We start from the raw sequence: 21,545 nt of genomic DNA on the forward strand, positions 1-21,545 counted from the left end.
GCGCGGGAGCGGACCGGCGCGGGTTCAGGCCGTGCCTCGGCTGCGGTGGCGCCGCAGCCACGGCTGGCACAGGACGATCGCGCCGCCGATGACGCCGCCGATCACCGTCTCGACCCCCCGGTCGAAGAGGAGCTGCCCGGCCGGGCGGGCCACCGCCAGCTGCCCCATCAGCAGCGCCAGCGGGGTGATGAACAGCAGCGCCAGCCCGTAGTGCCGCCCGACCAGCAGCTCCGTGACGATCTGCAGCGCCGCCACGGCCAGCACGGTCGCGTAGGGCGGGAGGTGCAGCGCGAGCAGCGCCGCGCTGGGCAGCAGCCCGAGCAGCGTGCCGAGGATCCGGTGCGCGGCGCGGACCAGCTGGGCGGTGCGGCCGAGGGCGCTGAGCGGAGCGGCCGCCGCCACCATCGCCCAGTACGGGTGGCCGATCCCGATCCCGGTCGCCAGGCCGCCCGCCAGCACCACGGCGAGGGCGTAGCGCACCGGCTCCCACGTCCACACGTGCACCAGCCGGGCCGGCCGGCTCCGCTGCCGCCGCACAAGGCTGCCCACGTTCCCGACCACCAGCGCGAACAGGCTGCTGGCCCCGGCCACGGCGGCGGCGACCGCGGCGTCCGGCACGTGGTGCGGGGCCGAGGCGACCGCACCGAATGCGAAGACCAGGAACAGCGGCCCCGGCGGATGCCAGTCCTGCGCGGCGGCGAGCACGGCGCCCAGCGCCGCGACGAGCGCGGCGACCGGCACCGCGACCCACGCCCGCGACTCCAGCGAACCGACGAGCACGCCGAGGACGACCGACACCGTCAGCGCCGCCGCGGCGCTCGCCTGCATCGCGGCGCGGGACAGGTGCACGTGGTTGCGCCCGTACAGCGAGGTGAACGCCCCGAAGGCGGCGTTCGCGGTCCAGGTCGGGTGGCCCAGCGCCAGCACGGTGAGCAGGGGGACCAGGACGCTGACACCGGCCCGCAGCGCGACCCGGTGGGTGCCGCGCATCGGGCGGATGTGGAGCAGGCCCGTGAGCATGGCCCGCACCCGCTCACCCATCCCGTTCACTCGTCTTCCCCGCGCCTGCGATGGTGGCCCGTCCCGCACGTCGCGCCGGTCGGCATCCCGCACGGCGCGCCGGTCGGCTCGGCCGGGGCAGGGCGGAGCCCGCAACCGGCGCACGGCCGCCCGCGCAGGTGAGGCCGGCGTGGACGGTTCGAGGCCTCGCAGCCGGACTAGAATGTCATCAGTGCATGTCGGTTCGCTGTCGCGGCTGGTGCGACCGACACCCCCGCCCCGTGGGCTGGGGATCGCGGTCGCCGCCCTGCTGATCGTGGTCGAGACCCTGCTGGTCTATCCGCTCCGGCAGGTCATGCCACCCTACTCCGGCGGCCTCGTCTACATCCTCGGCGTGCTGGTCGCCTCACTGGTGTGGGGTATGTGGCTCGGGCTGGCCACCGCGGTGGTCAGCACGCTGGCGTTCGTCTTCTTCCACGTCCGACCCCTCGAGACGTTCGCCGTCTCGGACATCCAGCAGGTCGTCGAGCTGGCGGTCCTGCTCATCATCGCGGTGCCCATGAGTGCGGTGACGGACCTGTACCGGCTGCGCGCCGCCCAGGCCCAGGAGTCCGGGCTCACCGCGGAGATGACGCGGTTACTGCTCAACGCCGACGATCCGCGACCGGTGCTGCCGGCTGTCGCAGGCTGCATCGCGCGCTTCCTCGAACTGCCGGACGCCGCGATCCACCTTGCGGCCGTCCCCGGCGACGACCGGCATGCGGCGTTTCCCCTGTGCTCCGGCACTGCCCAGCTGGGGACCCTGCTGGTGCCGGTCGGCCTGTCGAAGCGGACGACGCGGCGGCTGCGCAAGTGCGTCGTGCCGAGCCTGGCGTCGCTGCTGCACGCCGGCCGGCAACGCGCGGCCGCGCTCGACTCGCTGGAATCCAGCCGGGAGCAGCTGCGCCGGCTCGCCGCCGAACAGGCGGCGCTGGGGCGGGTGGCGAAGCTCGTGGCCCACGGCAGTCCTCCATCCGACGTGTTCCAGGCGATCGTCACCGAGCTGCACGGACTGCTGGGTGAATACAGCACGTGGCTGTGCCGCTATGAACCCGACGGCACGGCGAGCGTTGTCTCGGCCAACCCCACCGGACCCGACGCCGGCCGGCTGCGCTGGCCGATCGAGGGCGAGAACGTCCTGGCCAAGGTGCGCGACACCGGCCGCGCCGCCAGGGTGGACAGTTTCGAGGACGCGGCCGGCCCTGTCGCCGCGTTCGCCCGTGAACTGGGCATCCGTTCCGTGGTCGGGGTGCCGATCGTGGTTGACGGGCGGCTGTGGGGCGTGGCCGGCGTTGCGTGGGCCCGGCCCGAGCCCCTGCCGGCCGACACCGAGGCGCGCGTCGCGGACTTCACCGACCTCGCCGCCACCGCCATCGCCAACACCGACAGCAAGGCTGAGCTCGCCGCGTCCCGGGCCCGGCTCGTAGCCGCCGCGGACCAGGCTCGGCAGCGCATCGAGCGGGATCTGCACGACGGTGCCATGCAGCACTTCCTCGCCGTCGCGATGCAGCTCGGTGCCGTCCAGGCCGCCCTGCCGGCGCAGATGCGGCAGGCCAAGGCGCAACTGGCACGCGCCCTGTGCGGGCTGAACGGTGCCATGGACAACCTGCGTGAGATCTCACGGGGCATCCATCCGACGCTGCTCGCCTCGGGTGGCCTGCCGGCCGCGCTCAAGGCACTCGCCCGCAGATCGCCGGTACCGGTCGAACTCGACCTCGACACCAGCGGCCGCATGCCCCCGGTGGTCGAGACGGCCGCGTACTACGTCGTCTCCGAAGCGCTGACCAACGCGGCCAAGCACGGTCACGCCACCGTCGTGCAGGTGCGGGTGGCATTCCGCGACGACGTCCTGCGCCTGTCGATCCAAGACGACGGCATCGGAGGCGCCGACCCGCACCGCGGGACCGGCCTCACCGGCCTGCGGGACCGCGTCGAGGCACTCGGCGGCCACCTCACCATCACCAGCCCCACCGACGGCGGCACGCGGTTGCTGGCCAGCATCCCGACCACGTCCGTCCCCTGCGTTGCCCCTGACTGAGCAGCCCGGTGCGGGCCGGCTCAATAGCCCGCTTCGCGGTCCACCACCGCGGTCGGCGGCGCGCCCGCGGCGAAGCGGCGCAGGTTCTCGGCGGCCGTGTCGAACGACCGGCGCCGGGACTGCCGGGTCGTCGAGCCGTTGTGCGGCGTCACGATGACGTTCGGCAGGTCCCACAACGGGCTGTCGGCCGGGAGCGGCTCGACGTGGTGGGCGTCGAGGCCGGCGCCGGCGATCCACCCCTCGAGCAGCGCCCGCTCGAGGGCCGGCTCGTCGGCGACCTCGCCGCGGGACACGTTGACGTAGTAGGCGGTCGGCTTCATCGCCCGGAACTCGGCCTCGCCCAGCATGCCACGGGTCTGCGGGGTGAGCGGGGCGGTGACGACGACGGCGTCGCACTCGGCGAGCATCTCCGCGACCCGCTCCGGCGGGTACAGCGCGTCGACCTCGGGCGTCTCGGCGCTCGTGCGGCGGGTCGCGAGGATTCGCAGGCCCAGGCCCCGGGCGATGCCGGCGAGGTGCCGGCCCGCGTGGCCGAGCCCGACCAGGCCGAGGGTCCGGCCGGCGAGCTCGCCGTGCATCGCCGGGTCCCAGCGGTGCTCCCGCTGCGCCCGCGCCCAGTGCCAGCCGCCCCGGTCGAGCAGCAGGAGCAGCAGCACCGCGTGCTCGGCCAGGCCGATCGCGCCGTTGCCGACCGACGCGGTCAGCGTGATGTCGGGGCGGGCGGCCAGGCCGGGCGTGAAGGCGTAGTCGGCCCCGGCCGTCCAGAGGTGGATCCAGCGCAGCGCCGGCGCGGCGGCCAGCTCGGCGTCGGAGATCCGGCCGATGACCGCGCCGACGTCGCCGAAGCCGACGGGCTCGTCGTCGGCCGGGAAGCGCAGCTCGAGCCCCGGGCCGGCGGCGTCGCGCAGCTCCTGCCGCTCCCGCTCGTCCAGGCCGAGACCCCGCACGACGACCGGGGTGCGCGTCACCGGGCCGCTCCGGCCGGGTGCGGCGCCGTCGTCCGGTGCCGGCCGGGGCCGAGGTGTTGCGCCGGTACCCCGTCCAGGTCGAGGACCGCCGTGGTGCCGATCGGCACCGTCGTGTCGACCTCGATGCCCTCGGCCGTCAGGCGCCACGCGATGGCCGCCTCGCCGTACGGCGTGATGTGGCGCGCGGAGGCCGACGTCAGCCCGCCGCCCGGGCGGGGCCGGAACAGGATCTCGCGGTAGCCCGGCGCGGCGGCGGCGAGGCCGGCGACGACCCGGTGCATCCAGTCGGCCACGGCCCCGAGGGCGTAGTGGTTGAACGAGGTCATCTGGCCCGGGTTGACCGTGCCGTCAGGGAGCAGCGCGTCCCAGCGCTCCCACACCGTGGTCGCGCCCTGGGTGACGGCGTAGAGCCAGGACGGGCACTCCCGCTCGAGCAGCAGGTCGTAGGCGGTGGCGAGGTGCCCGTTGGCCGACAGCGCGTCGCTGACCAGCGGCGTGCCGACGAACCCGGTCGCGATGCGGTTGCCGGCCTGGGCGACGAGCTCGGCCAGCCGGGCGGCCGCCGCCGCGCGCTCGGCCGCGTCCGGGATGAGGTCGAACGCCAGCGCGAGCGAGTAGGCGGTCTGGGCGTCGCTGGTCATCCGCCCGTCCGGCCGGACGTACTGGGCGGCGAAGGCCTTGCGGACCGCCTCGAACAGGTCCGCGTAGTGCGCCCGGTCGTCGGCCCGGCCGAGCAGCTCGGCCATCCGGGCCGCGGCGCGGGCCGAGGCGGCGAAGTACGCGGTGGCCACGAGGTAGCGGTCCGTCGTCGCGTCGGCCGGGTCCTCGGGCGGCGCGGCCGGGTCGAGCCAGTCGCCGAGCTGGAACCCCTCGTCCCACAGGTGGTCCGGGCCGGCGAGGCGGTCGATGAGGTCCACCCAGCGCCGGGCGCTGTCGAACTGCCGCTCGATGAAGGCCAGGTCCCCGTAGCGGTCGAACATCGTCAAAGGCGTGAGCGTCGCGACGTCGCCCCAGGCCGCGCCGGGCCGGATCGGCGTCCACATGTACTTGGACGGGATCACCGGCACGTACCACGGGATCGTGCCGTCGGGCAGCTGCTCGCGGGCCACGTCCTGCAGCCAGCCGCCCAGCATCCCGGACACGTCGTAGAGGAACGCCGCCGTCGGCGCGAAGACCTGCAGGTCGCCGGTCCAGCCGACGCGCTCGTCGCGCTGGGGGCAGTCGGTGGGAATGTCGAGGAAGTTCCCCCGCATGCCCCAGACGACGTTGCTGTGCAGCTGCTCGAGCATCGGATCGGAGCATGCGAACCAGCCGGTGCGCTCCAGATCGGTGTGGTAGACCCGGGCCACGATGTCGCCCGCGTCGACGGCGGCGTCCAGGTCGCCCGGCCAGCCGGACACCTCGGCGTAGCGGAAGCCGTGGAACGTGAACCGCGGCTCCCACTGCTCGGCCCCGCGGCCGGCCAGCGTGTAGTGGTCCGTGGAGCGGGCCGAGCGCAGCGGGCGGGTGTAGAGCTCCCCCTCCTGCAGCACCTCGGCGGTCCGGATGCGCACCGTGGTGCCCGCCGGGCCCTGCACCCGGATCCGGGGGCGGCCGACGAGGTTCTGCCCGAAGTCGAGGATGCGCGCGCCGCTCGGGGCGGTGAGCACGGCGACCGGCGCGACCTCCTGCGTGCACCGCACGGGCGGGCCGCTGGGCGCCCGCAGGACCGCCGGATCCTGCTGGTGCACGGCGACCGGGGTCCACGTCGCGTCGTCGAAGCCGGGCGACGACCATCCCGGCTGCTCCTGGCGGGCGTCGTAGTCCTCGCCGTCGTAGTTCCCGGTCCGGATGATCGGGCTCGGCGCGGCCCGCCAGGACGCGTCCGTGGCCACCGTCTCGGTCCGGCCGTCGTCGTAGCGCAGTTCGAGCTGGGCGAGCAGCGACAGGTCCGAGCCGAAGAGATTGCGGAACCCTCCGCGCCAGCCCAGGCGGCCGCGGTACCAGCCGTCGCCGAGCCACGACCCGATGGCGTTGCCGCCCGTGCGCAGCAGCGGCGTCACATCGTACGTGTAGTAGCGCAGGTGCTTGCCGTAGACGGTCCAGCCGGGCGACATGGCGTCGTCGCCCACGCGCCGGCCGTTGAGCTCGACCTCGTACAGGCCGTGCGCCGTCACGTAGAGGCGCGCCGAACGCAGCCCGGCACCCACTTCGAACTCGCGCCGGACCAGGGAGGGGCGCCGGTCGTCGGAGTCCGGGTCCTCGTCCCACGCCGCACCCACCGGCGCGGCCACCCAGTCGCCCGGCTCGAGCAGGCCGGCCTCGAGTTCGGTCGGCTCCGACCACGCGCCGTAGACACCGTCGGCGCCCGCGACCCGGACGCGCACGGTGGCCCGCTCCCGGGACGCCAGCGGGGCGCACGGCCACGGGACGAGGATCTGTTGGGACGTTTCAACGCGGAACTCCTCGACGGCACCGCCCCGCTCGACCTCGAGCTGGTACGCGTGCTGGCGCCAGTGCGGCTCCGCCGTGGTCGTCCACGAGAGGCGCGGAGCGGGCTCGCCGATGCCTCGGGGCTCGCGGTGATGTTCAATCCGCGGCGCGGAAGGCGTGCCCGGCATGCGTTGCCCTTTCATCGAAACGGCTGGGGGACCGAACTGTAACAACAGTTCTTGACACGTTTCAACCGGCGAAACAAGATGGACCCCGTGCCGATCTACACCCCCTCGGACTGGCTCAACGACGCCACCCGTCCACCCGCCGCCTCGTTCGGCTCCGCCGGGCGATTCGCCGTGCCGCTGCACGGCGGGCGGTTCGACCGCCACTTCCACGACACCGCGGAGCTGTGGTTCGTGGCCGAGGGGCGGGCGAAGATCCTCGTCGACGGGGCCGAGCGGTACGTCCAGGCGGGCGACATCGTGCTCACGCTGCCGGCCGACGAGCACGACTTCATCGAGGTCTACGAGACCGTCCGCGGCTTCTTCGCGGAGAGCCACGTCCCGCCGGGCGGCCGCGGCGGGCACCGGCACACGGACCCGGGGCTGGCCGCCGGTCACGACGTCCCCGCCCGGCCGCTACCCCGTGATTTCCCAGCTCGTTACGGGGACGGGGCATCGCGGGAGGGGACGGCATGAGGATCGCGGTCACGGGTAGCTCCGGCAAGCTCGGGCGGGCCACCACCGCCCGGCTGCGCGACGAGGGGCACGAGGTGCTCGGGCTCGACCGCGACGGCGAGGCCGGTTTCGGCTTCACCCGCGTCGACCTGAGCGACTACGGCCAGGTCCTCGACTCGCTGCTCGGCGTCACGGCCCGCCACACCGGGCTGGACGCGCTGGTCCACCTGGCGGCCATCCCGGTCAACGGCCTGGTGCCGGACGCCACGACGTTCCACAACAACATGGTCGCGTCGTTCAACGTGCACTTCGCGGCGCTGCGCGCGGGCCTGCGCCGGATCGTGTTCGCCTCGAGCATCACCGCGATGGGCTTCCCGTTCGACCAGGCGCCGCCCGCGCTGCCGGTGACCGAGGAGCTCCGGGCCGCCCGGAACACCTACGGGCTGGGCAAGGTCCTCGAGGAGACGATGGCCGAGCAGCTCGCCGCGTGGCAGCCGGAGCTGTGCATGACGGCGCTGCGCTTCACCAACGTCGTGGGCCCCGGGGAGTACGGCGGGTTCGCCCGGGCATCCGACCCCGGCTACCGCCGCGACCTGCTCGGGTCCTACGTCGACGCCCGCGACGGAGCGCTGGCGGTGTCGCTGGCCCTGGCCCGGGAGGAGCCGGGCCTCGCGGTCTACAACGTCGCGGCGCCCGACACCGGCCTCGACATCCCGTCGGCGGAACTGGCCGCGCGGTGGTTCCCGGGCGTGCCGGTCGCCGCCGACCTGGGCGAGTTCGAGTCGCTGATGTCGACCCGCAAGGCCCGCGACGAACTGGGCTTCACCGCCGTGCATCGCTGGCGGGACGAGTACCGCCCGGCGTGAGCCGGCCGGCCGAAGGAGACGAATTGGAACAGCTAGAGGGCCGGCGGGCCATCGTCACGGGGGCCGCCGGCGCGCTGGGCGCGGTCATCTGCGAGGTCTTCGCGCGCGAGGGCGCGGACGTCGGCGGGCTCGACCTCAACGCGAGCGGCCTCGCCGCCACCGGCGAGCGGGTCCGGGCCGCGGGTCGCGAGTGGGCCGGCGCGGCCGTGGACCTCACCGATTTCGCCGGGGTCCAGGAGGCGACCGCCGGGCTCGTCAGCCGCCTCGGCGGCGTCGACATCCTGGTCAACTGCGCCGGCGGCGGCGCGGTGAGCTTCTTGCACGAGATGAGCCCCGAGACCTGGCGCACGCAGATGGCGCGCAACCTCGACCAGGTCTTCTACGTCACCCGGGCGGTGCTGCCGACCATGCTCGCCGCGCGGTCGGGGCGCATCGTCAACATCGCCTCGATCGCCGCGGTGTCGGGCGGCCGGCTGGTGCGCGGGGCGACCGCGTACGCGGCCGCCAAGGCCGGCGTCATCGGGCTCACCAAGGCGCTCGCCATCGAGGTCGCCGAGCAGGGCGTCACGGTCAACGCGATCGCACCCGGCGCCCAGGCGACGCCGGGCCGGGACCGCGACACGCCGGAGCGGCGCGCGGCCCTGCTCGACCAGATCCCCACCCGGCTGCTCGGCGAGCCCGAGCACCTGGCCGCGGCGATCGTGTTCCTGGCCGGCCCGGCCGGGGTCAACGTCACCGGCGTCGTGCTGCCGCTCGACGGCGGCCACTCCATCTGACGACCGGGAGGTCAGCTTGAAACGGTTCGAAAAGGGCGCGCACTGGTTCGAAGAGGTCTACGGCGCCGGCAAGGCCGACGGTCTGGTCGAGATGCAGACCGGGCTCGCCCAGGACCTGGCGCGCTTCGGTGTCGAGTTCAACTTCGGCGACATCTACTCGCGCCCGGGTCTGACGCTCGCCCAGCGGGAGCTGCTGTCGCTTGCCTCGCTGGTGACGATCGGCGGCCTCGAACCGCAGTTGCGGGGGCACACGCGGGGCGCGATCCGGGTCGGCTGCACACCGACCGAGATCCTCGAGACGGTCATCCACGTGGTGCAGTACTGCGGCTTCCCGAAGGCGCTCAACGCCATCCGGGTGGTCACCGACCAGCTGATCGAGCTGGGCGTGGAGATTCCCCCGGCGCTGGGGGAGGGCGGGCAGTGAGCGTGTCGCCACTGGTAGGGATTCAGATCGGCGCCATCTCGTTCGCCGACGAGGGCGTCGAGACGGTCCTGGACACCGTCGCGGAGAAGGCGGCGGTCAACGCCGTGTTCATCGCGACCCAGGCGTTCGACCGCGGACTGGCCGGACGCCAGACGTGGTACCGGCCGTGGCCGGGGCACGGCCCGGAGGAGAAGGACGACGTCCACGTCGGCGGATCGTTCGTCGAGCAGCACGCCGAGTTCTACGGCGGCACCGTCCTCGGCCCGCACCGGGCCCGCGACGCCGAGGTCGCCGGGTTCGACACGCTCGGCGACGTGATCCCGGCGGCGCGGGAACGGGGCATCGCCGTCTACTCCTTCGTCCTGGAAAACACCCACTCCGGCCTGACCAGGCACGTTCCCAACTGGCCGAAGGTGCTGCAGGAAGATGCCTGGGGCCGCGCCGACGCCTACGCGTGCCTGCGCAACCCGGACTACCAGAACTGGTGGCTCTCGCTGGTCGAGGACCAGGTCAAGAGCTATCAGCTGGATGGCGTCATGTGGGGGTCGGAGCGCAACGGCCCCCTCGACAACGCGCTCGGCGACGGCGGGTTCGCCCGCAACGGCAACCCGTACTGTTTCTGCCGTTGGTGCACCGAGGCCGGCGAGCGCGAGGGCATCGACGTGCGGCGGGCCCGCCAGGGGTACCTGGAGCTGGACCGCCTGCTCAACGACGAGGCCCCGGACGTGCCGGTCGGCGACTCGTCCTTCATCCGCTTCCTGCGGCTGCTGGGCACCTGTCCGGAGATCGTCGCCTGGGACGCGCTCTGGCACCGCGGGTACGAGCAGTTCCAGGCCCGGCTCTACGGGGCGGTCAAGTTCCTCAACCCCGAGGTCCGGGTCGGCTGGCACATCTGGCACCACAACTCGTTCTCACCCTGGTACCGCTCGCAGCTGGACTTCGCGAAGATGTCGTCCTACTCGGACTTCGTCAAGCCGGTGCTGTACAACAACTGCGCCGGCTACCGGCTGCACCATTACATCCGGACCGTCGCGGGCCGTCTCTTCCGCGGCGTGCCGGAGCAGACCGTGTACGACCTGTTCCGGACCTCGCTCGGCTACGACGAGGCCATCGCGTTCGAGGACCTGCCGAGCGCCGGGCTCTCACCGGACTACGTCCTGCGGGAGACCCGGCGCACGGTCGCGGCCACCGCCGACCGGGTTGCGGTGTACCCGGGGCTCGACATCAACATCCCCACCCCGGATCACGTCCGGCAGACGACGCCGGACGAGGTCCGCAAGTCGGTCCGGGCCGCGCTGGACGGCGGTGCCGACGGCGTGCTGCTGTCCCGGAAGTACTCAGAGATGACCTTCGCCAATCTCGAGGCGGCGGGCGAGGAACTGCGCTCCCGCAGGGCCTGATCGCGAATCGGCCGAGGTTGTTGACCGGACCGAAACTTGCTTGTAACGTTTCATCACCCCCCCACGCGCCCCCCGAGTCGCTCCGCTGGGCGCGGATCTTGAAGGAGCCCTGAACGTGAATCTGATGATGCGCACCATGCCCCGCCGGGCGAGCGTTCCCATCGCGTTCGCTGCCGTGACGAGCCTGCTGCTGGCCGGCTGCTCGGGAGGGAAGGACGACGCCCCCGCGGGCGGCGCCAAGGAGTTCTCCGTGCTGGTCACCACCGAGAACACCCAGACCGGCGCGATGTTCGACGACCTGAAGGCCAACCAGTGCTCCGACGCGCAGCGGCAGCTGCCGTACACGCTGTCGCAGACCCCCAGCTCGGAGATGCAGTCGAAGGTGCAGCTGCTCGGCGGCCAGAACGCGCTGCCGGTGATGTACGCCGGAACCCAGTCGCTGATCGCCCCCAAGGGTGACCTGCAGGTGTCCGGCCAGGTGCTGGACCTGAAGGAAACGTTTCAAAAGCTCGGCGTGCTCGACCAGGTGACCCCGGCCGCGCAGTCGGTCATCGAGCAGCTCTACGCCGGCAGCTTCCCGACCGTGCCGCTGCAGTTCAACATCGAGGGCATCTTCTACAACAAGAAGATCTTCGCCGACCACAACATCGCGATCCCGACCACCCTCGACGAGCTCACCGCGGCCGCCGCGAAGCTCAAGGCCGAGGGCGTCACGCCGTTCGTCGCCTCCGGCAAGACCGGCTGGACGATCAGCCGGTGGCTGGGCGCCATCCTCTACAGCCAGCTCGGGCCGGACGCGCTGCAGAAGATCAAGGACAAGAAGGCCAAGCTCACCGACGCACAGTACGTCGCCGCCGCCCAGAAGCTGCAGGAGCTGGGCAAGTACTTCATCGACGGCATCACCAACCTGGACTACAACACCATGAACGCGCAGATGCTCAACGGCAGCGCGGCCATGATGTACATGGGCACCTGGTTCCTCGCCGCCGTCAACGACCCCAAGCAGAACAAGGTCGGCGACAACATCGGCTTCTTCGGCGTGCCCGGCATCAAGGGCTACCCGGCGAACGTCGGCTCCCCGAACGCCGTCAACGCCAAGCTGTACAACGACGGCGTCGGCGCGTGGCTGACCTGCATCGCCAAGAACTGGGGCTCCGCGTCGCTCAAGAAGCAGGGCACGTTCTCCGGCTTCAAGGTGAACACCCCGGTCGACAACCTGCCGGCGCTCACCGTCGACATCCAGAAGAAGATCGAGAGCGCGCCGGCCAGCGTGCTGTGGTTCGAGGGCCTCTTCACCCCGAAGGCCAACAACGACTCCAGCGCGAACGCGGCGCCGCTGCTCACCGGGGCCATGTCCGCGAAGGACTTCATGACCCTCATCCAGTCGGACCTCGACGCCGAGTCGTAGTCCGCCCGGTCCATGCCCTGGGGTGGCGGCGCCCGAGCCGGGTGCCGCCACCCCGCCCTCGACGGAGAGGACCTCCCGTGAAGCACGTCTTCGGGAACAAGAAGGCCATCGCGACCTTCCTGCTTCCCGCGCTTCTGATCTATCTGGGAGTCATGGTCGTCCCGGCGGTCTGGTCCCTCTTCCTGGCCTTCATGCACGGCAACCCGGTCCGCGGGTTCGAGTTCACCGGCATGAAGAACATCGACCGGCTGTTCAGCGATCCCCAGGCGGGGCACGCGCTGTGGTTCACGCTGAAGTACGCGATCGTCGTCACCGTGGGCCAGATCGTGCTCGGCTACGCCCTGGCGCTGCTGTACGTCTTCGTCCTGCGCAAGGCCTCCACGTTCGTCCGCACGCTGGTGTTCTTCCCGGTGGTGGTGCCGACCGTCGCCGTCGCCCTGCTGTTCAACCGCATGTTCGCCTCCTCGCCGCAGGAGGGGCCGGTCAACGCGCTCCTCGGCCTCGTCGGGCTCGGCGGCACCGACTGGTTCGCCGACGGCAACAAAGCCTTCATCGTCATCGTGATCATGGACCTCTGGCGCACCATGGGCTTCTTCGCCGTCCTGCTCTACGCGGGGCTGATCGAGATCCCGGAGGAGATCATGGAGTCGGCCCGCCTGGACGGCGCCGGCACCTGGCGGCTGGTGCGGCACATCGTGCTGCCGCTGTCGATGCCCGTGCTGCTGGCGACCGTCATCTTCAGCCTCAACGCGTCGCTCAAGGTCTTCGACTCGATCGTCGCGCTCAACAACGGCGGCCCCGGCTACCAGACGACGCCGCTGAACCTGCTCATGTTCAAGACGGCCTTCAGCTTCGGTGACTTCGGCTACGGCAGCACGCTCGCGCTCGTCATCACCCTGGTGTGCCTGACCGTGACCCTGTTCGTCTTCCGCTCCTCCCGGCGCGACCTCACGAAGGACTGAACCGTGACCGCGATCAATGTCGAAACGGCTCCGCGTCCGCGGACGGAGGCTCCGCGCCGGGCTCCCGGCACGCTCGCCGGCCGGCTCACCGGCGGCCTGCTCGTGAAGCTGCTCATCGCGGTCATCGTGATCGCCGAGATCTACCCGATGTTCTGGATCCTGACCAACTCGTTGAAGACGAAGAGCGAGATCGTCGACGAGCCCCTGTGGTCCCTGCCGGGCGGGCTGCAGTGGCACAACTACGTCGACGCCTGGACGACCGGCAGCCTCGGGCACTACGCCCTCAACAGCCTCATCGTCACGGTGCCGTCCCTGGTCCTCATCCTCCTGCTGGGCGCCGCGGCCGGCTTCGCCCTCGAGGTGATGGTCTGGAAGGGCCGCAACGCCGTGCTCTTCGTGATCGTCGGCGGCATGATGGTGCCGCTGCAGATGGTGCTGCTGCCGCTGTTCACCATCTACTTCAACCTCGACATCGCCGACAGCTACCTGCCGCTGATCATCACGTACGTCGGCCACGGGCTCCCGCTGACCGTGTTCATGATGGCCACCTATTTCCGGGCCGTGCCCCGGGAACTGTTCGAGGCGCTGGCGATCGAGGGCGGCGGGCCGTTCCGCGCGTTCTTCTCCGTCGGGCTGCCACTGATCCGCAACGGCCTGTTCACGATCGGGCTGCTGCAGTTCTTCTCGGTCTGGAACGACCTGCTCATCGCGCTGACGTTCAACGTGGACTCGAAGCTCTCGACGGTCCAGGTCGGCCTGCTGCACTTCAGCGACGAGTACGGCTCCGTCGACTACGGCCCCCTGTTCGCCGCCATCAGCATCACGGTGTTCGGCACCCTCGCCGTGTACCTCATCCTCAACCAGCAGGTCATGCGGGGCCTGACGGCCGGGTCGGTGAAGGGGTGATCGTCGACGCGCACACCCATGTCTGGCCGCGCTGGCCCTACCGGCCCGACGTGCCCGACTCCGGGTCCCGCGGCCGGGCGGAGAACCTGCTGCTGGAGATGGACCGGGCCGGGGTCGGCGCCGCGCTGGTGGTGAACGCGCGCATCGAGCACGCCGAGGACAACAACGACTACGGTGCCGAGGTCGCGGCCGTCCACAGCGGACGGTTGCTGCAGGTCGCCGACATCGACAGCCGGTTCGGGCCGGACTACCACCGGCCCGGCGCGGCCGACCGCCTCCGCGCGACCATCGAGCAGTACCGGCCGGTCGGCGTGTCGCACTACCTCGCACCGGACAACGACGGCTGGTTGCGCTCGGACGAGGGGCGCGAGTTCTTCCGGGTCGCGCAGGACGCACGGCTGCTGGTGACCCTCGCGGCCCCGCCGAACTGGTACGACGATCTGCGCGACGTCGCCCGCCGGTTCCCCGGCCTGCCGATCATGGTCAACCATCTCGCGGTCGTCATGCTGCATCCGGACGGGATCGACGCGGGCCTGCGGCTCGTCCTCGACCGCGAGGACATCCCGAATCTGCTGGTGAAGGTCTCCGGGTACTACTACGGGCACGAGCGGCCGTGGGACTACCCGTATCCCGACCGGCTCCCCATCGTCAAGGCGTTCGCCGAGCACTGGGGTGTGGGCCGGATGGTGTGGTCGTCCGACTGGCCGTCGCTGCTGCCGCACCACAGCTACCGGCAGGCGCTGCAGGTGCTGCGGGACCACGCGGACTTCCTGAGTGCGCACGACGTCGCCCGGATCCAGGGCGGCACGCTGGAGACACTGCTACGCGAACGGGGACATCTGCGATGAGCACGAGCGCGCCGAAGCCACGGGTCGGGATCGTGGTGACCGGGGCGGGCCGCCGCCGGTACTTCTTCCCCAGGGACGTCGAGCGGATGGAGCGCTTCGCCGACGTCGTCTGGCTCGAGCTCGACGGCCCCGACCGGGTGTTCGGGCCGCCGGCCGAGGACCCGGCGCTGACCGCGCGGGTCGCCGAGTTCGCCGCCGACCTCGACGCGCTCGTCGTGAGCTACGGCTGCCCGCGGATCACCGACGCGGTCATGGCCGCGGCCCCGCGCCTGCGCATGATCGGCGACACCCACGGCGACCGCTTCGGGTTCCGGGTGGACGTGGCGGCCGCGCACCGCCGCGGGATCGTGGTCTCCGACACGACCAACGGCTCGTCGGACCCCGTCGCGGAGTGGGCCCTCGCGCTGGCGATGATCGGCCTGCGCAACGCCGGCGCGCTGTTCCGCCGCCTGATCGCGGGGGAGCTGCTCTGGCCCGACCGGACCGTGTTCCTCGAGGACCCCGGCTACCTGCGCGGCGAGCTGACCGGCAAGACGGTCGGGCTCATCGCCCTGGGCAACATCGGCCGGCGGCTGCTGGAGCTGCTGCGACCGTTCCACGTGCGGGTGCTCGCCCACGACCCGGGCGCCCCGGACGTGCTCGCCAACGCCTACGACATCGACCTGACGAGCCTGGACAACGTGCTCGAGCGCTCCGACGTCGTCATCTGCCTCGTGCCGCTGACGCAGGCGACGGCGGGCCTGATCGGGCCGGAGCAGATCGCCCGGCTGCGCCCCGGGGCGGTGTTCGTCAATGTTTCCCGTGGGGCCGTGGTGGATACTGAGGCGCTGGTGGACCGGCTGCGCCGGGGCGACCTCATCGCCTGCCTCGACGTCGTGGAGCCCGAGCCCTTGCCGACCGACTCGCCGCTGCGCACAATGCCTAACGTGTTCCTGAGCCCGCACATCGCCGGCGTGACGGACGCCGCGGAGGCGAGGTTCTTCGAATTTATGGTGGACGATGTCGAGCGCGTCCTCGCCGGGGTGCGCCCGCGCTACCGGTTGGTGCCGCGCGAGCCCAGTTCCGCGTGAGACGTTGTGGAGTAGTCCGACAGTGAGTGAACGAGGCAACGGCGCGGTGAACAAGGTCGGCATTCGCGAAGTGGCGCAGCACGCCGGTGTCGCGCTGGGCACGGTGTCGCACTACCTCAACCATCCGGAGCGGGTGTCGGAGGAGAAGGCCGAGCGTATCCGCCGAGCCATCCAGGAGCTCGGGTTCGTTCCCAACATCGTCGGCCGCCAGCTGCGCCTCGGCGAGAGCAACGCCATCGCCTACATCGCGCCCGACTTCAGCAACCCGTTCTTCTTCACCCTCGTGGAGGGCGTGGAGGCGCGGGCGGCGGAGCACGGGCTGGCGGTGTTCGTGGTCAACGCGCACGGCAACCGCGAGCGGGAGGACCAGTACATCGGGCTGTTCGAGCGCTACCGGGTGCGCGGCATGCTGGTGGCGTCGTTCGAGCGGCTGGAGGACCGGCTGGCGGAGGTGCGCCGGCGCGGCACGCCCAACGTGCTGATCGGCGGCCGCGCCGTGTCCGAGCTGCAGCCGTCGGTCTCGGTGGACGAGGTCGTCGGCGGACGGCTCGCGGGGGAGCACCTGCTGTCGATCGGGCGCCGCCGGCTGACCTTCGTCGGCGGGCCGCTGTCGATCCAGCAGGTCGCCGGGCGGCTGCAGGGGGCGAGCCTCGCGGTGCGGGAGGCGGGGACGGCCACCCTCGAGGTGGTCGACATCGCCGAGCGCACGATCCGGGCCGGGCGGGCCGTCGGGCACCGCATCGTGGCCCGCGACCCGGCGCTGCGGCCCGACGCCGTGTTCGCGGTCAACGACCTGCTCGCCATCGGCATCATGCACGCCTTCGTCATGGCCGGCCTGCGGATCCCGGAGGACATCGCCGTCATCGGCTATGACGACATCGAATATGCCGAGTCGTCGATCGTGCCGCTGTCCTCGATCCGCACGCCGCACGAGGATTTCGGATCGGTGGCGGTGGATCTGCTGCTGAAGAACATCGAGTCGGGTGCGGTACACCATGAGGTCTTCACGCCCGAGCTCGTGATCCGCGCCAGCACGGGCGGCCCGGCTCCCGCCTGACCCGGGCCGCCCGGCCGTCGCCTATCGGGCGATCTCCTTCAGGTGCAGCATGCGGGCCAGCACGTGGTCGAGCTCGTCGTCGCGGAAGACCTTCTTCCAGTCCTCGCGCAGGATCGACTCCCGGCCGTAGTCCATCGCGATGAGGCACGCGTCGCTGAACGGGTTGTCACCCTTGAGCGTGTTCGCCAGCGCGACCTGGGTGTGCCCGAGCAGGATCGCCCGGGCCGCGGGCTCGGGGACACCGAGCTTCACGGTCTCGTCCAGCGCCTCCTTCAGCAGCGAGCCGACCATGCAGGCGATGGTCTCGACCAGGGTCGGCTCCAGCTGGGCGAGCTGCTTGACCGTCACCCAGTGCACGTCGCCGACCGGGGCGAAGATGGCCCGTACCACGGTCTCCACCCGGTCCTTGACGGCCGGGTCGTCCGACTCGACCGCGGCGATCGCGTCCTGGAGGGCCGCGATGCCGCCGAACGTGTCCGCGTACTCCTCGGGCGTGTGGCGCTCCACGAAGACCGAGGGGTGGCACGGGTGCGTGACCGCCTGGACGATCTCGTCGCGGCGGGTGAGCAGGCCGGCGTAGGCGGCCGCCGGGTCGAGCGTCAGCACGACGGCGCCCGGCCTCATCAGCGCGACCAGCTCGGCCGAGACCGACTCCAGCGCCAGGTCGGGCACGGCCAGGATCACGACGTCGGCCTCGGCGACGGCGGCGGGGGAGTCGGTGAGGGTGCGGCCGGCCGCCGTCACGCGGTCCCGTCCGGCGGGCGAGTTCTCGCTGTACCACACCTGGTGGGCGGTCTTGACGAGGTTGTTGGAGACCCGCATCCCCATCTTCCCGCCGGCCCCGATCACCGCGATCTTCAACGCCTCGGTGTCACGCATGGTCGTGCTCCTTCTGGTAGTCGCGGAGGTATTCGAGTGCCACGGCCGTCCACCGCTGCTCTTCGGCCGCGGTCGCCGCGGGGTCGCCCTGCCAGGGCAGCCAGTGCTCGACGATCTGGGAGACGCCGCTGGGCTCGGGCCGAACGGCGCGCTCGAGGTGCGCGTAGTCCAGCAGCCCGGTGCCGAGCGGGGTGCCGGTGTACCGGAACCCGACCCAGCCCTCGCTGCGGGTGAACGCGAAGTCCTTGACGTGGACGTCCTTGACGTACGGCGCGCACTGCTCGACGGTGTCGCGGGGCAGGTCGAGCGCGGCGACCCCGTTGCCCGGGTCCAGGCAGATGCCGAGCCGGTCCGAGCCCACAGCCTCGACGAGGCTGCGCAGATTCCGCACGGGTACCCGCTCGTAGGTCTCCAGCGCGATCGTCACCCCGGCCCGGTCGTAGTCCGGCAGCACGGCTCGCAACCGCCCCTCGGACTCCTCCAGCGGCGCGTCGTCGCCCACCGGGTTGAGCATCGTGCGCACGACCGCGGCCTCGAGGACGTCGGCGAGGCGCAGGAACGCGGTCAGGTGCTCGGTCGTCGTGCCGCGGGTGCCCAGCTCGAGCCGCAGGCCGAGGTCGTCCGCGCGGCGGCGCAGGTCGCGCAGCTCGCGCGGGCCGAGCGTGAGGACCTGCGGGTAGTCGCAGATCTGGAACATGCCGACGCCCTGGGCCGCCGTGCGCTCCAGGGCCTGGGCGAGCGTGAGCGGCTGCGGCATCCGGTCGGACAGCTGCCAGAAGAACGCGTAGGTGCCGAGCCCGATCATGCCCGTCCCTCCGATGCCTCGTGCGATGCCTCGTGCGATGCCTCGTGCGATGCCTCGTCCAGGACCTTGGCCAGGTTCGCGGGATCGTGGGCGAAGCGGCCGAGGAACAGGCCGTCCACGCCGTCGCCGAGCTCGCCGAGCAGGCCCGGGCCGGCGCTGCCGCCGTAGAGCACGGCCCCGCCGGGCGCCACCTCGGCGAGCACCTGGCGCAGGTGCCGGGTCACGGACGTGATCTCGGCGGCCGGCGCGGGCCGTGCGGCACCGATGGACGCGAGCGGCTCGTAGGCGACCCACACCGGGCCGGCGGGTGCCTGGGTCAGAGCCGCGCGGAGCTGGGCCTCGGCGACGGCCGCCGCGTCCTCGTCCGGCCGCGCGCCGACGCAGATCAGCGCGGTGAGGCCGTGCCGGGCGGCGACCGCGACCTTGGCGGCCACCGTCTCGTCGGTCTCGCCGTAGAGCCGGCGCCGTTCGGCGTGCCCGATCTCGGCCACGGTGACGCCGGCCTCGGCGAGCTCGGCGGCGCTGACCTCGCCCGTGTACGGCCCCGCCTCGCCGGCGGCCACGTCCTGGGCGGCCAGCCGGACCGGTGTGCCCGCGAACGCCGCGGCGGCGCCCGGGATGGCCAGGTGACTGGGCGCGACGAACAGCACCGTGCGCCCGTCCTCGAGCTCCGGCCTATCCCTGGCCAGCGCGGCCACGGACCGGCACCAATCGTGGGCGGCGCGCAGCCCGAAGTACATCTTCAGGCTCACCCCGACGATCACGAGGCTTCCTTCATCTCGTACCGGCCCAGCACGGCGAGCTTGTCGGAGCTCGCGCTGGTGGGGTCGAAGCGGTACCCGAGCCACTCGCGGACGAGCCGCCGGGCCAGCTCGATGCCGATGACCCGCTGGCCCAGGCACAGCACCTGGGCGTCGTTGCTCAGCACGGACCGCTCGACGGAGAAGCTGTCGTGCGCCGTCACGGCCCGGATCCCGGGCACCTTGTTGGCCGAGATCGCCACGCCGAGCCCGGTACCGCACACCAGCAGGGCCCGGTCGGCCTCGCCGCGGGCGATCATCTCGGCGGCCTCGATGGCGACGCGCGGGTAGGGCGTGTGGCCGTCGGCCCCCACACCGACGTCGACGACGGAGGCGACGAGGTCGCTCGCCTCGAGGTCGGCTTTGAGCAGCTCCTTGTAGCGGTACCCGGCGTCGTCCCCGCCGACGACGATCCGCAGGCGATCGGTCACGATGTCTCCTCGAGTTGCGTCAGGCGCTCGGCGGCGGCCGTCATGGCGATGGCGAAGGACCGCGCACCCGGGTCGGGGGTGCCGAGGCTGCGCTCGGCGTGCGGCCGGGCGCGGCCGAGCCGGGGCAGCAGGTCCGCGGTGGCGTCGGCGGCGGCGGTGGCCGCCCGGGCCGCGGCGCGCCAGGCCGCCGCGAGCGAGCCGCCGCCGGCCTCGCGGGACAGCGCCTCGGCGAACGGCGCGAACGCGTCGACGAGCGTCTTGTCGCCCGGCGCCGCACCGCCCTGGTGCCGCACGGCGGCGAGTGCGCCGGCTGACCGCCGCGGCCACCGCGCCCGGCGTCGGCGCGTCCACGTCGCCCAGGCGGCGGCCGGCGGCGCGCAGTGCGGTGCCCCAGAGCGCTCCCGAGGTTCCGCCGCCCTTGTCCGCCCAGGCGTCGCCGGCCACGACCAGGACCGCCCCGCAACCCAGGTCCCGGGCGTGGTCGGCGCGGGCCGCCGCGGCCGCGGCCAGCGATCCCCGGCGCATGCCGATGCCGTGGTCGCCGTCGCCGGCGACCGCGTCGAGCCGGCCCAGTTCGTCGGCCGCGCCGTCCAGCGCCGCGGCGACGGCGTCGAGCACCGTGCAGGCGGTCGCGGCGGCCGCGCGTGAGGCCTCGGACCCCGGCCCGGGCCCGTCGGCGGCGGACCCGGCCGTGGTCGTACCAGCCGGCCCGGCCGTGGTCGCACCGGCCGGCGCGGGTTCTCGCCGGGTCAGCGCCTGCGGGGCCTTGCGGTAGGCGGGCGTGTCCGCGGGGGCCTGCCAGAGCTCCTCGAGCTCGTCGTCGAGCCAGGTCAGCGTGAGCGAGGCGCCGGCCATGTCGAAGCTCGTGCAGAACTCGCCGACATCGGGGTCGACGGCCGCCACTCCGGCTGCGGCGAGGCGGCGGGCGATCTCGCGGTACACCACGAAAAGCTCTTCGTATTTCACCGAGCCGAGACCGTTGAGGATCACGGCAACCCGCCCGCCCGCCGGTGCGGCGACGTCGTCGGGCAGTTCCCGCAGGAGGCGGTCCACGAACAGGGCGGCCAGCTCGTCGGCGGTCGGCAGGCCGTCGTCGGAGATCCCGGGCTCGCCGTGGATGCCCATGCCGACCGCCATCCGGCCGGCGGGGACCCGGAACAGCGGCGCGGCTGCGCCGGGCAGCGTGCAGCCGGAGAACGCGACCCCGAGGGTGCGGGTGCGGTCGTTGGCCCGCCGGGCGACCCGCTCCACGTCGTCGAGCGAGTCGCCCCGGGCCGCGGCCGCGCCGGCCAGTTTGAACACGGCCAGATCGCCGGCGATGCCGCGGCGGCGCTCGGGCGACTCGGGCGGCGCGCTGGAGACGTCGTCGGTGACGAGCACGGTCCGCACGTCGACCCCGTCGGCCCGCAGCCGCTCCTGGGCCTCGGTGAAGTTCAGGACGTCGCCGGCGTAGTTGCCGTAGCAGAACAGGATGCCGGCGCCGCCGTCGGCGGCCCGCGCGACCGAACGCACGCGGGCGGCGGACGGCGAGGCGAACAGGTCGCCCATGGCGGCGCCGTGGGCCAGGCCGGGGCCGACGAGGCCCGCGAACGCCGGGTAGTGCCCGGAGCCGCCGCCGATGACGAGCGCCACCTCACCGGTGGCGGTGCCTTCGCGGCGGACCACGCCGCCGGGGACGCGGTGCGCGAACCGGGCGTAGGCCGCGGCGAAGCCGTCCGTCATCTCGTCGGCGAAGTCGGCTGGATCGTTGAACAGCAGGGTCACGGACCCTCCTCAA

20 protein-coding genes and 1 pseudogene are annotated in these 21,545 nt (G+C 72.5%); 12 read left to right on the plus strand and 9 right to left on the minus strand.

Annotated features, from left to right (window positions below; all coding sequences use genetic code 11):
• Positions 1-24: 24 nt before the first annotated feature.
• On the minus strand, positions 25-1,041 hold the full coding sequence (locus tag ACQP1P_RS21265) for an FUSC family protein (RefSeq protein ID WP_433088679.1): 1,017 nt from the start codon (positions 1,039-1,041) through the stop codon (positions 25-27).
• A 148-nt stretch (positions 1,042-1,189) separates the two neighbouring features.
• On the opposite strand from ACQP1P_RS21265, the gene ACQP1P_RS21270 reads away from it, so the two are divergent.
• Complete coding sequence (locus ACQP1P_RS21270; protein WP_433088681.1) at positions 1,190-3,076, plus strand: sensor histidine kinase; 1,887 nt, start codon at positions 1,190-1,192, stop codon at positions 3,074-3,076.
• Positions 3,077-3,096: 20 nt separating this feature from the next.
• Here the strand turns inward: ACQP1P_RS21270 and ACQP1P_RS21275 are convergent, their stop codons facing one another.
• Both ACQP1P_RS21275 and ACQP1P_RS21280 read right to left on the minus strand, forming a co-directional pair.
• Positions 3,097-4,044 (minus strand): D-2-hydroxyacid dehydrogenase, encoded by a 948-nt coding sequence (locus ACQP1P_RS21275; protein WP_433088683.1) that lies wholly within the window; start codon positions 4,042-4,044, stop codon positions 3,097-3,099.
• Positions 4,041-6,644, minus strand: a complete 2,604-nt coding sequence (locus tag ACQP1P_RS21280) for a family 78 glycoside hydrolase catalytic domain (protein ID WP_433088685.1) — start codon at positions 6,642-6,644, stop codon at positions 4,041-4,043. The genes ACQP1P_RS21275 and ACQP1P_RS21280 overlap by 4 nt, the downstream gene beginning before the upstream one ends.
• A gap of 87 nt (positions 6,645-6,731) precedes the next feature.
• On the opposite strand from ACQP1P_RS21280, the gene ACQP1P_RS21285 reads away from it, so the two are divergent.
• The 11 genes from ACQP1P_RS21285 to ACQP1P_RS21335 all read left to right on the plus strand — a co-directional run bounded on the left by ACQP1P_RS21285 (position 6,732) and on the right by ACQP1P_RS21335 (position 16,853).
• Positions 6,732-7,157 carry an AraC family ligand binding domain-containing protein gene (locus tag ACQP1P_RS21285; protein ID WP_433088686.1) on the plus strand — a complete coding sequence of 142 codons (426 nt, stop codon included), beginning with the start codon at positions 6,732-6,734 and terminating at the stop codon, positions 7,155-7,157.
• Positions 7,154-8,002 carry an NAD-dependent epimerase/dehydratase family protein gene (locus ACQP1P_RS21290; RefSeq protein ID WP_433088688.1) on the plus strand — a complete coding sequence of 283 codons (849 nt, stop codon included), beginning with the start codon at positions 7,154-7,156 and terminating at the stop codon, positions 8,000-8,002. The genes ACQP1P_RS21285 and ACQP1P_RS21290 overlap by 4 nt, the downstream gene beginning before the upstream one ends.
• A 23-nt stretch (positions 8,003-8,025) precedes the next feature.
• Positions 8,026-8,778 (plus strand): SDR family NAD(P)-dependent oxidoreductase, encoded by a 753-nt coding sequence (locus tag ACQP1P_RS21295; RefSeq protein ID WP_433088690.1) that lies wholly within the window; start codon positions 8,026-8,028, stop codon positions 8,776-8,778.
• A 16-nt stretch (positions 8,779-8,794) separates the two neighbouring features.
• Positions 8,795-9,202 carry a carboxymuconolactone decarboxylase family protein gene (locus ACQP1P_RS21300; RefSeq protein WP_433088691.1) on the plus strand — a complete coding sequence of 136 codons (408 nt, stop codon included), beginning with the start codon at positions 8,795-8,797 and terminating at the stop codon, positions 9,200-9,202.
• Between the two features lie 2 nt (positions 9,203-9,204).
• Positions 9,205-10,602: a hypothetical protein gene (locus tag ACQP1P_RS21305; protein WP_433088693.1), complete on the plus strand. Its 1,398-nt coding sequence runs from the start codon at positions 9,205-9,207 to the stop codon at positions 10,600-10,602.
• Positions 10,603-10,726: 124 nt separating this feature from the next.
• Positions 10,727-12,010 carry an ABC transporter substrate-binding protein gene (locus ACQP1P_RS21310; protein WP_433090064.1) on the plus strand — a complete coding sequence of 428 codons (1,284 nt, stop codon included), beginning with the start codon at positions 10,727-10,729 and terminating at the stop codon, positions 12,008-12,010.
• 77 nt (positions 12,011-12,087) lie between these two features.
• Positions 12,088-12,972, plus strand: a complete 885-nt coding sequence (locus ACQP1P_RS21315; RefSeq protein WP_433088695.1) for a carbohydrate ABC transporter permease — start codon at positions 12,088-12,090, stop codon at positions 12,970-12,972.
• Positions 12,973-12,975: 3 nt separating this feature from the next.
• Positions 12,976-13,878, plus strand: a complete 903-nt coding sequence (locus ACQP1P_RS21320; RefSeq protein ID WP_433088697.1) for a carbohydrate ABC transporter permease — start codon at positions 12,976-12,978, stop codon at positions 13,876-13,878.
• Positions 13,875-14,726, plus strand: coding sequence for an amidohydrolase family protein (locus ACQP1P_RS21325; RefSeq protein WP_433088699.1), 852 nt, complete (start codon positions 13,875-13,877; stop codon positions 14,724-14,726). Before ACQP1P_RS21320 ends, ACQP1P_RS21325 begins: the two co-directional genes overlap by 4 nt.
• Positions 14,723-15,796 carry a hydroxyacid dehydrogenase gene (locus tag ACQP1P_RS21330; RefSeq protein WP_433088701.1) on the plus strand — a complete coding sequence of 358 codons (1,074 nt, stop codon included), beginning with the start codon at positions 14,723-14,725 and terminating at the stop codon, positions 15,794-15,796. The genes ACQP1P_RS21325 and ACQP1P_RS21330 overlap by 4 nt, the downstream gene beginning before the upstream one ends.
• 22 nt (positions 15,797-15,818) lie before the next feature.
• Positions 15,819-16,853 (plus strand): LacI family DNA-binding transcriptional regulator, encoded by a 1,035-nt coding sequence (locus tag ACQP1P_RS21335; RefSeq protein ID WP_433088703.1) that lies wholly within the window; start codon positions 15,819-15,821, stop codon positions 16,851-16,853.
• Between the two features lie 21 nt (positions 16,854-16,874).
• On the opposite strand, the gene ACQP1P_RS21340 is transcribed toward ACQP1P_RS21335, so the two are convergent.
• The 6 genes and pseudogenes from ACQP1P_RS21340 to ACQP1P_RS21365 all read right to left on the minus strand — a co-directional run.
• Entirely contained in the window at positions 16,875-17,732 is an 858-nt protein-coding gene (locus ACQP1P_RS21340) for a phosphogluconate dehydrogenase C-terminal domain-containing protein (protein WP_433088705.1), read from the minus strand.
• The gene (locus ACQP1P_RS21345) at positions 17,725-18,537 is read right to left on the minus strand and encodes a sugar phosphate isomerase/epimerase family protein (protein WP_433088707.1); all 813 of its coding nucleotides are present in this window, start codon (positions 18,535-18,537) and stop codon (positions 17,725-17,727) included. The genes ACQP1P_RS21340 and ACQP1P_RS21345 overlap by 8 nt, the downstream gene beginning before the upstream one ends.
• On the minus strand, positions 18,534-19,301 hold the full coding sequence (locus tag ACQP1P_RS21350; protein WP_433088709.1) for a triose-phosphate isomerase: 768 nt from the start codon (positions 19,299-19,301) through the stop codon (positions 18,534-18,536). Before ACQP1P_RS21350 ends, ACQP1P_RS21345 begins: the two co-directional genes overlap by 4 nt.
• On the minus strand, positions 19,298-19,768 hold the full coding sequence (locus tag ACQP1P_RS21355) for a ribose-5-phosphate isomerase (RefSeq protein ID WP_433090066.1): 471 nt from the start codon (positions 19,766-19,768) through the stop codon (positions 19,298-19,300). Before ACQP1P_RS21355 ends, ACQP1P_RS21350 begins: the two co-directional genes overlap by 4 nt.
• Entirely contained in the window at positions 19,765-20,061 is a 297-nt protein-coding gene (locus ACQP1P_RS21360; protein WP_433090067.1) for a DAK2 domain-containing protein, read from the minus strand. The genes ACQP1P_RS21355 and ACQP1P_RS21360 overlap by 4 nt, the downstream gene beginning before the upstream one ends.
• A 46-nt stretch (positions 20,062-20,107) precedes the next feature.
• Positions 20,108-21,490: pseudogene (locus ACQP1P_RS21365) on the minus strand (dihydroxyacetone kinase family protein); the annotation flags it as partial.
• Between the last annotated feature and the right edge of the window lie 55 nt (positions 21,491-21,545).

The sequence above is a fragment of the Dactylosporangium sp. CA-052675 genome (genome assembly GCF_050947935.1).
Classification (GTDB): Bacteria; Actinomycetota; Actinomycetes; order Mycobacteriales; family Micromonosporaceae; genus Dactylosporangium.

What these genes read in the sequence shown, in the direction of transcription:
- ACQP1P_RS21340 (WP_433088705.1), bottom strand. Translation starts at nt 17,732, where the DNA reads ATGCGTGACACCGAGGCGTTGAAGATCGCGGTGATCGGGGCCGGCGGG.
- ACQP1P_RS21310 (WP_433090064.1), top strand. Translation starts at nt 10,727, where the DNA reads ATGATGCGCACCATGCCCCGCCGGGCGAGCGTTCCCATCGCGTTCGCT.
- ACQP1P_RS21290 (WP_433088688.1), top strand. Translation starts at nt 7,154, where the DNA reads ATGAGGATCGCGGTCACGGGTAGCTCCGGCAAGCTCGGGCGGGCCACC.
- ACQP1P_RS21280 (WP_433088685.1), bottom strand. Translation starts at nt 6,644, where the DNA reads ATGCCGGGCACGCCTTCCGCGCCGCGGATTGAACATCACCGCGAGCCC.
- ACQP1P_RS21330 (WP_433088701.1), top strand. Translation starts at nt 14,723, where the DNA reads ATGAGCACGAGCGCGCCGAAGCCACGGGTCGGGATCGTGGTGACCGGG.
- ACQP1P_RS21265 (WP_433088679.1), bottom strand. Translation starts at nt 1,041, where the DNA reads ATGGGTGAGCGGGTGCGGGCCATGCTCACGGGCCTGCTCCACATCCGC.
- ACQP1P_RS21345 (WP_433088707.1), bottom strand. Translation starts at nt 18,537, where the DNA reads ATGATCGGGCTCGGCACCTACGCGTTCTTCTGGCAGCTGTCCGACCGG.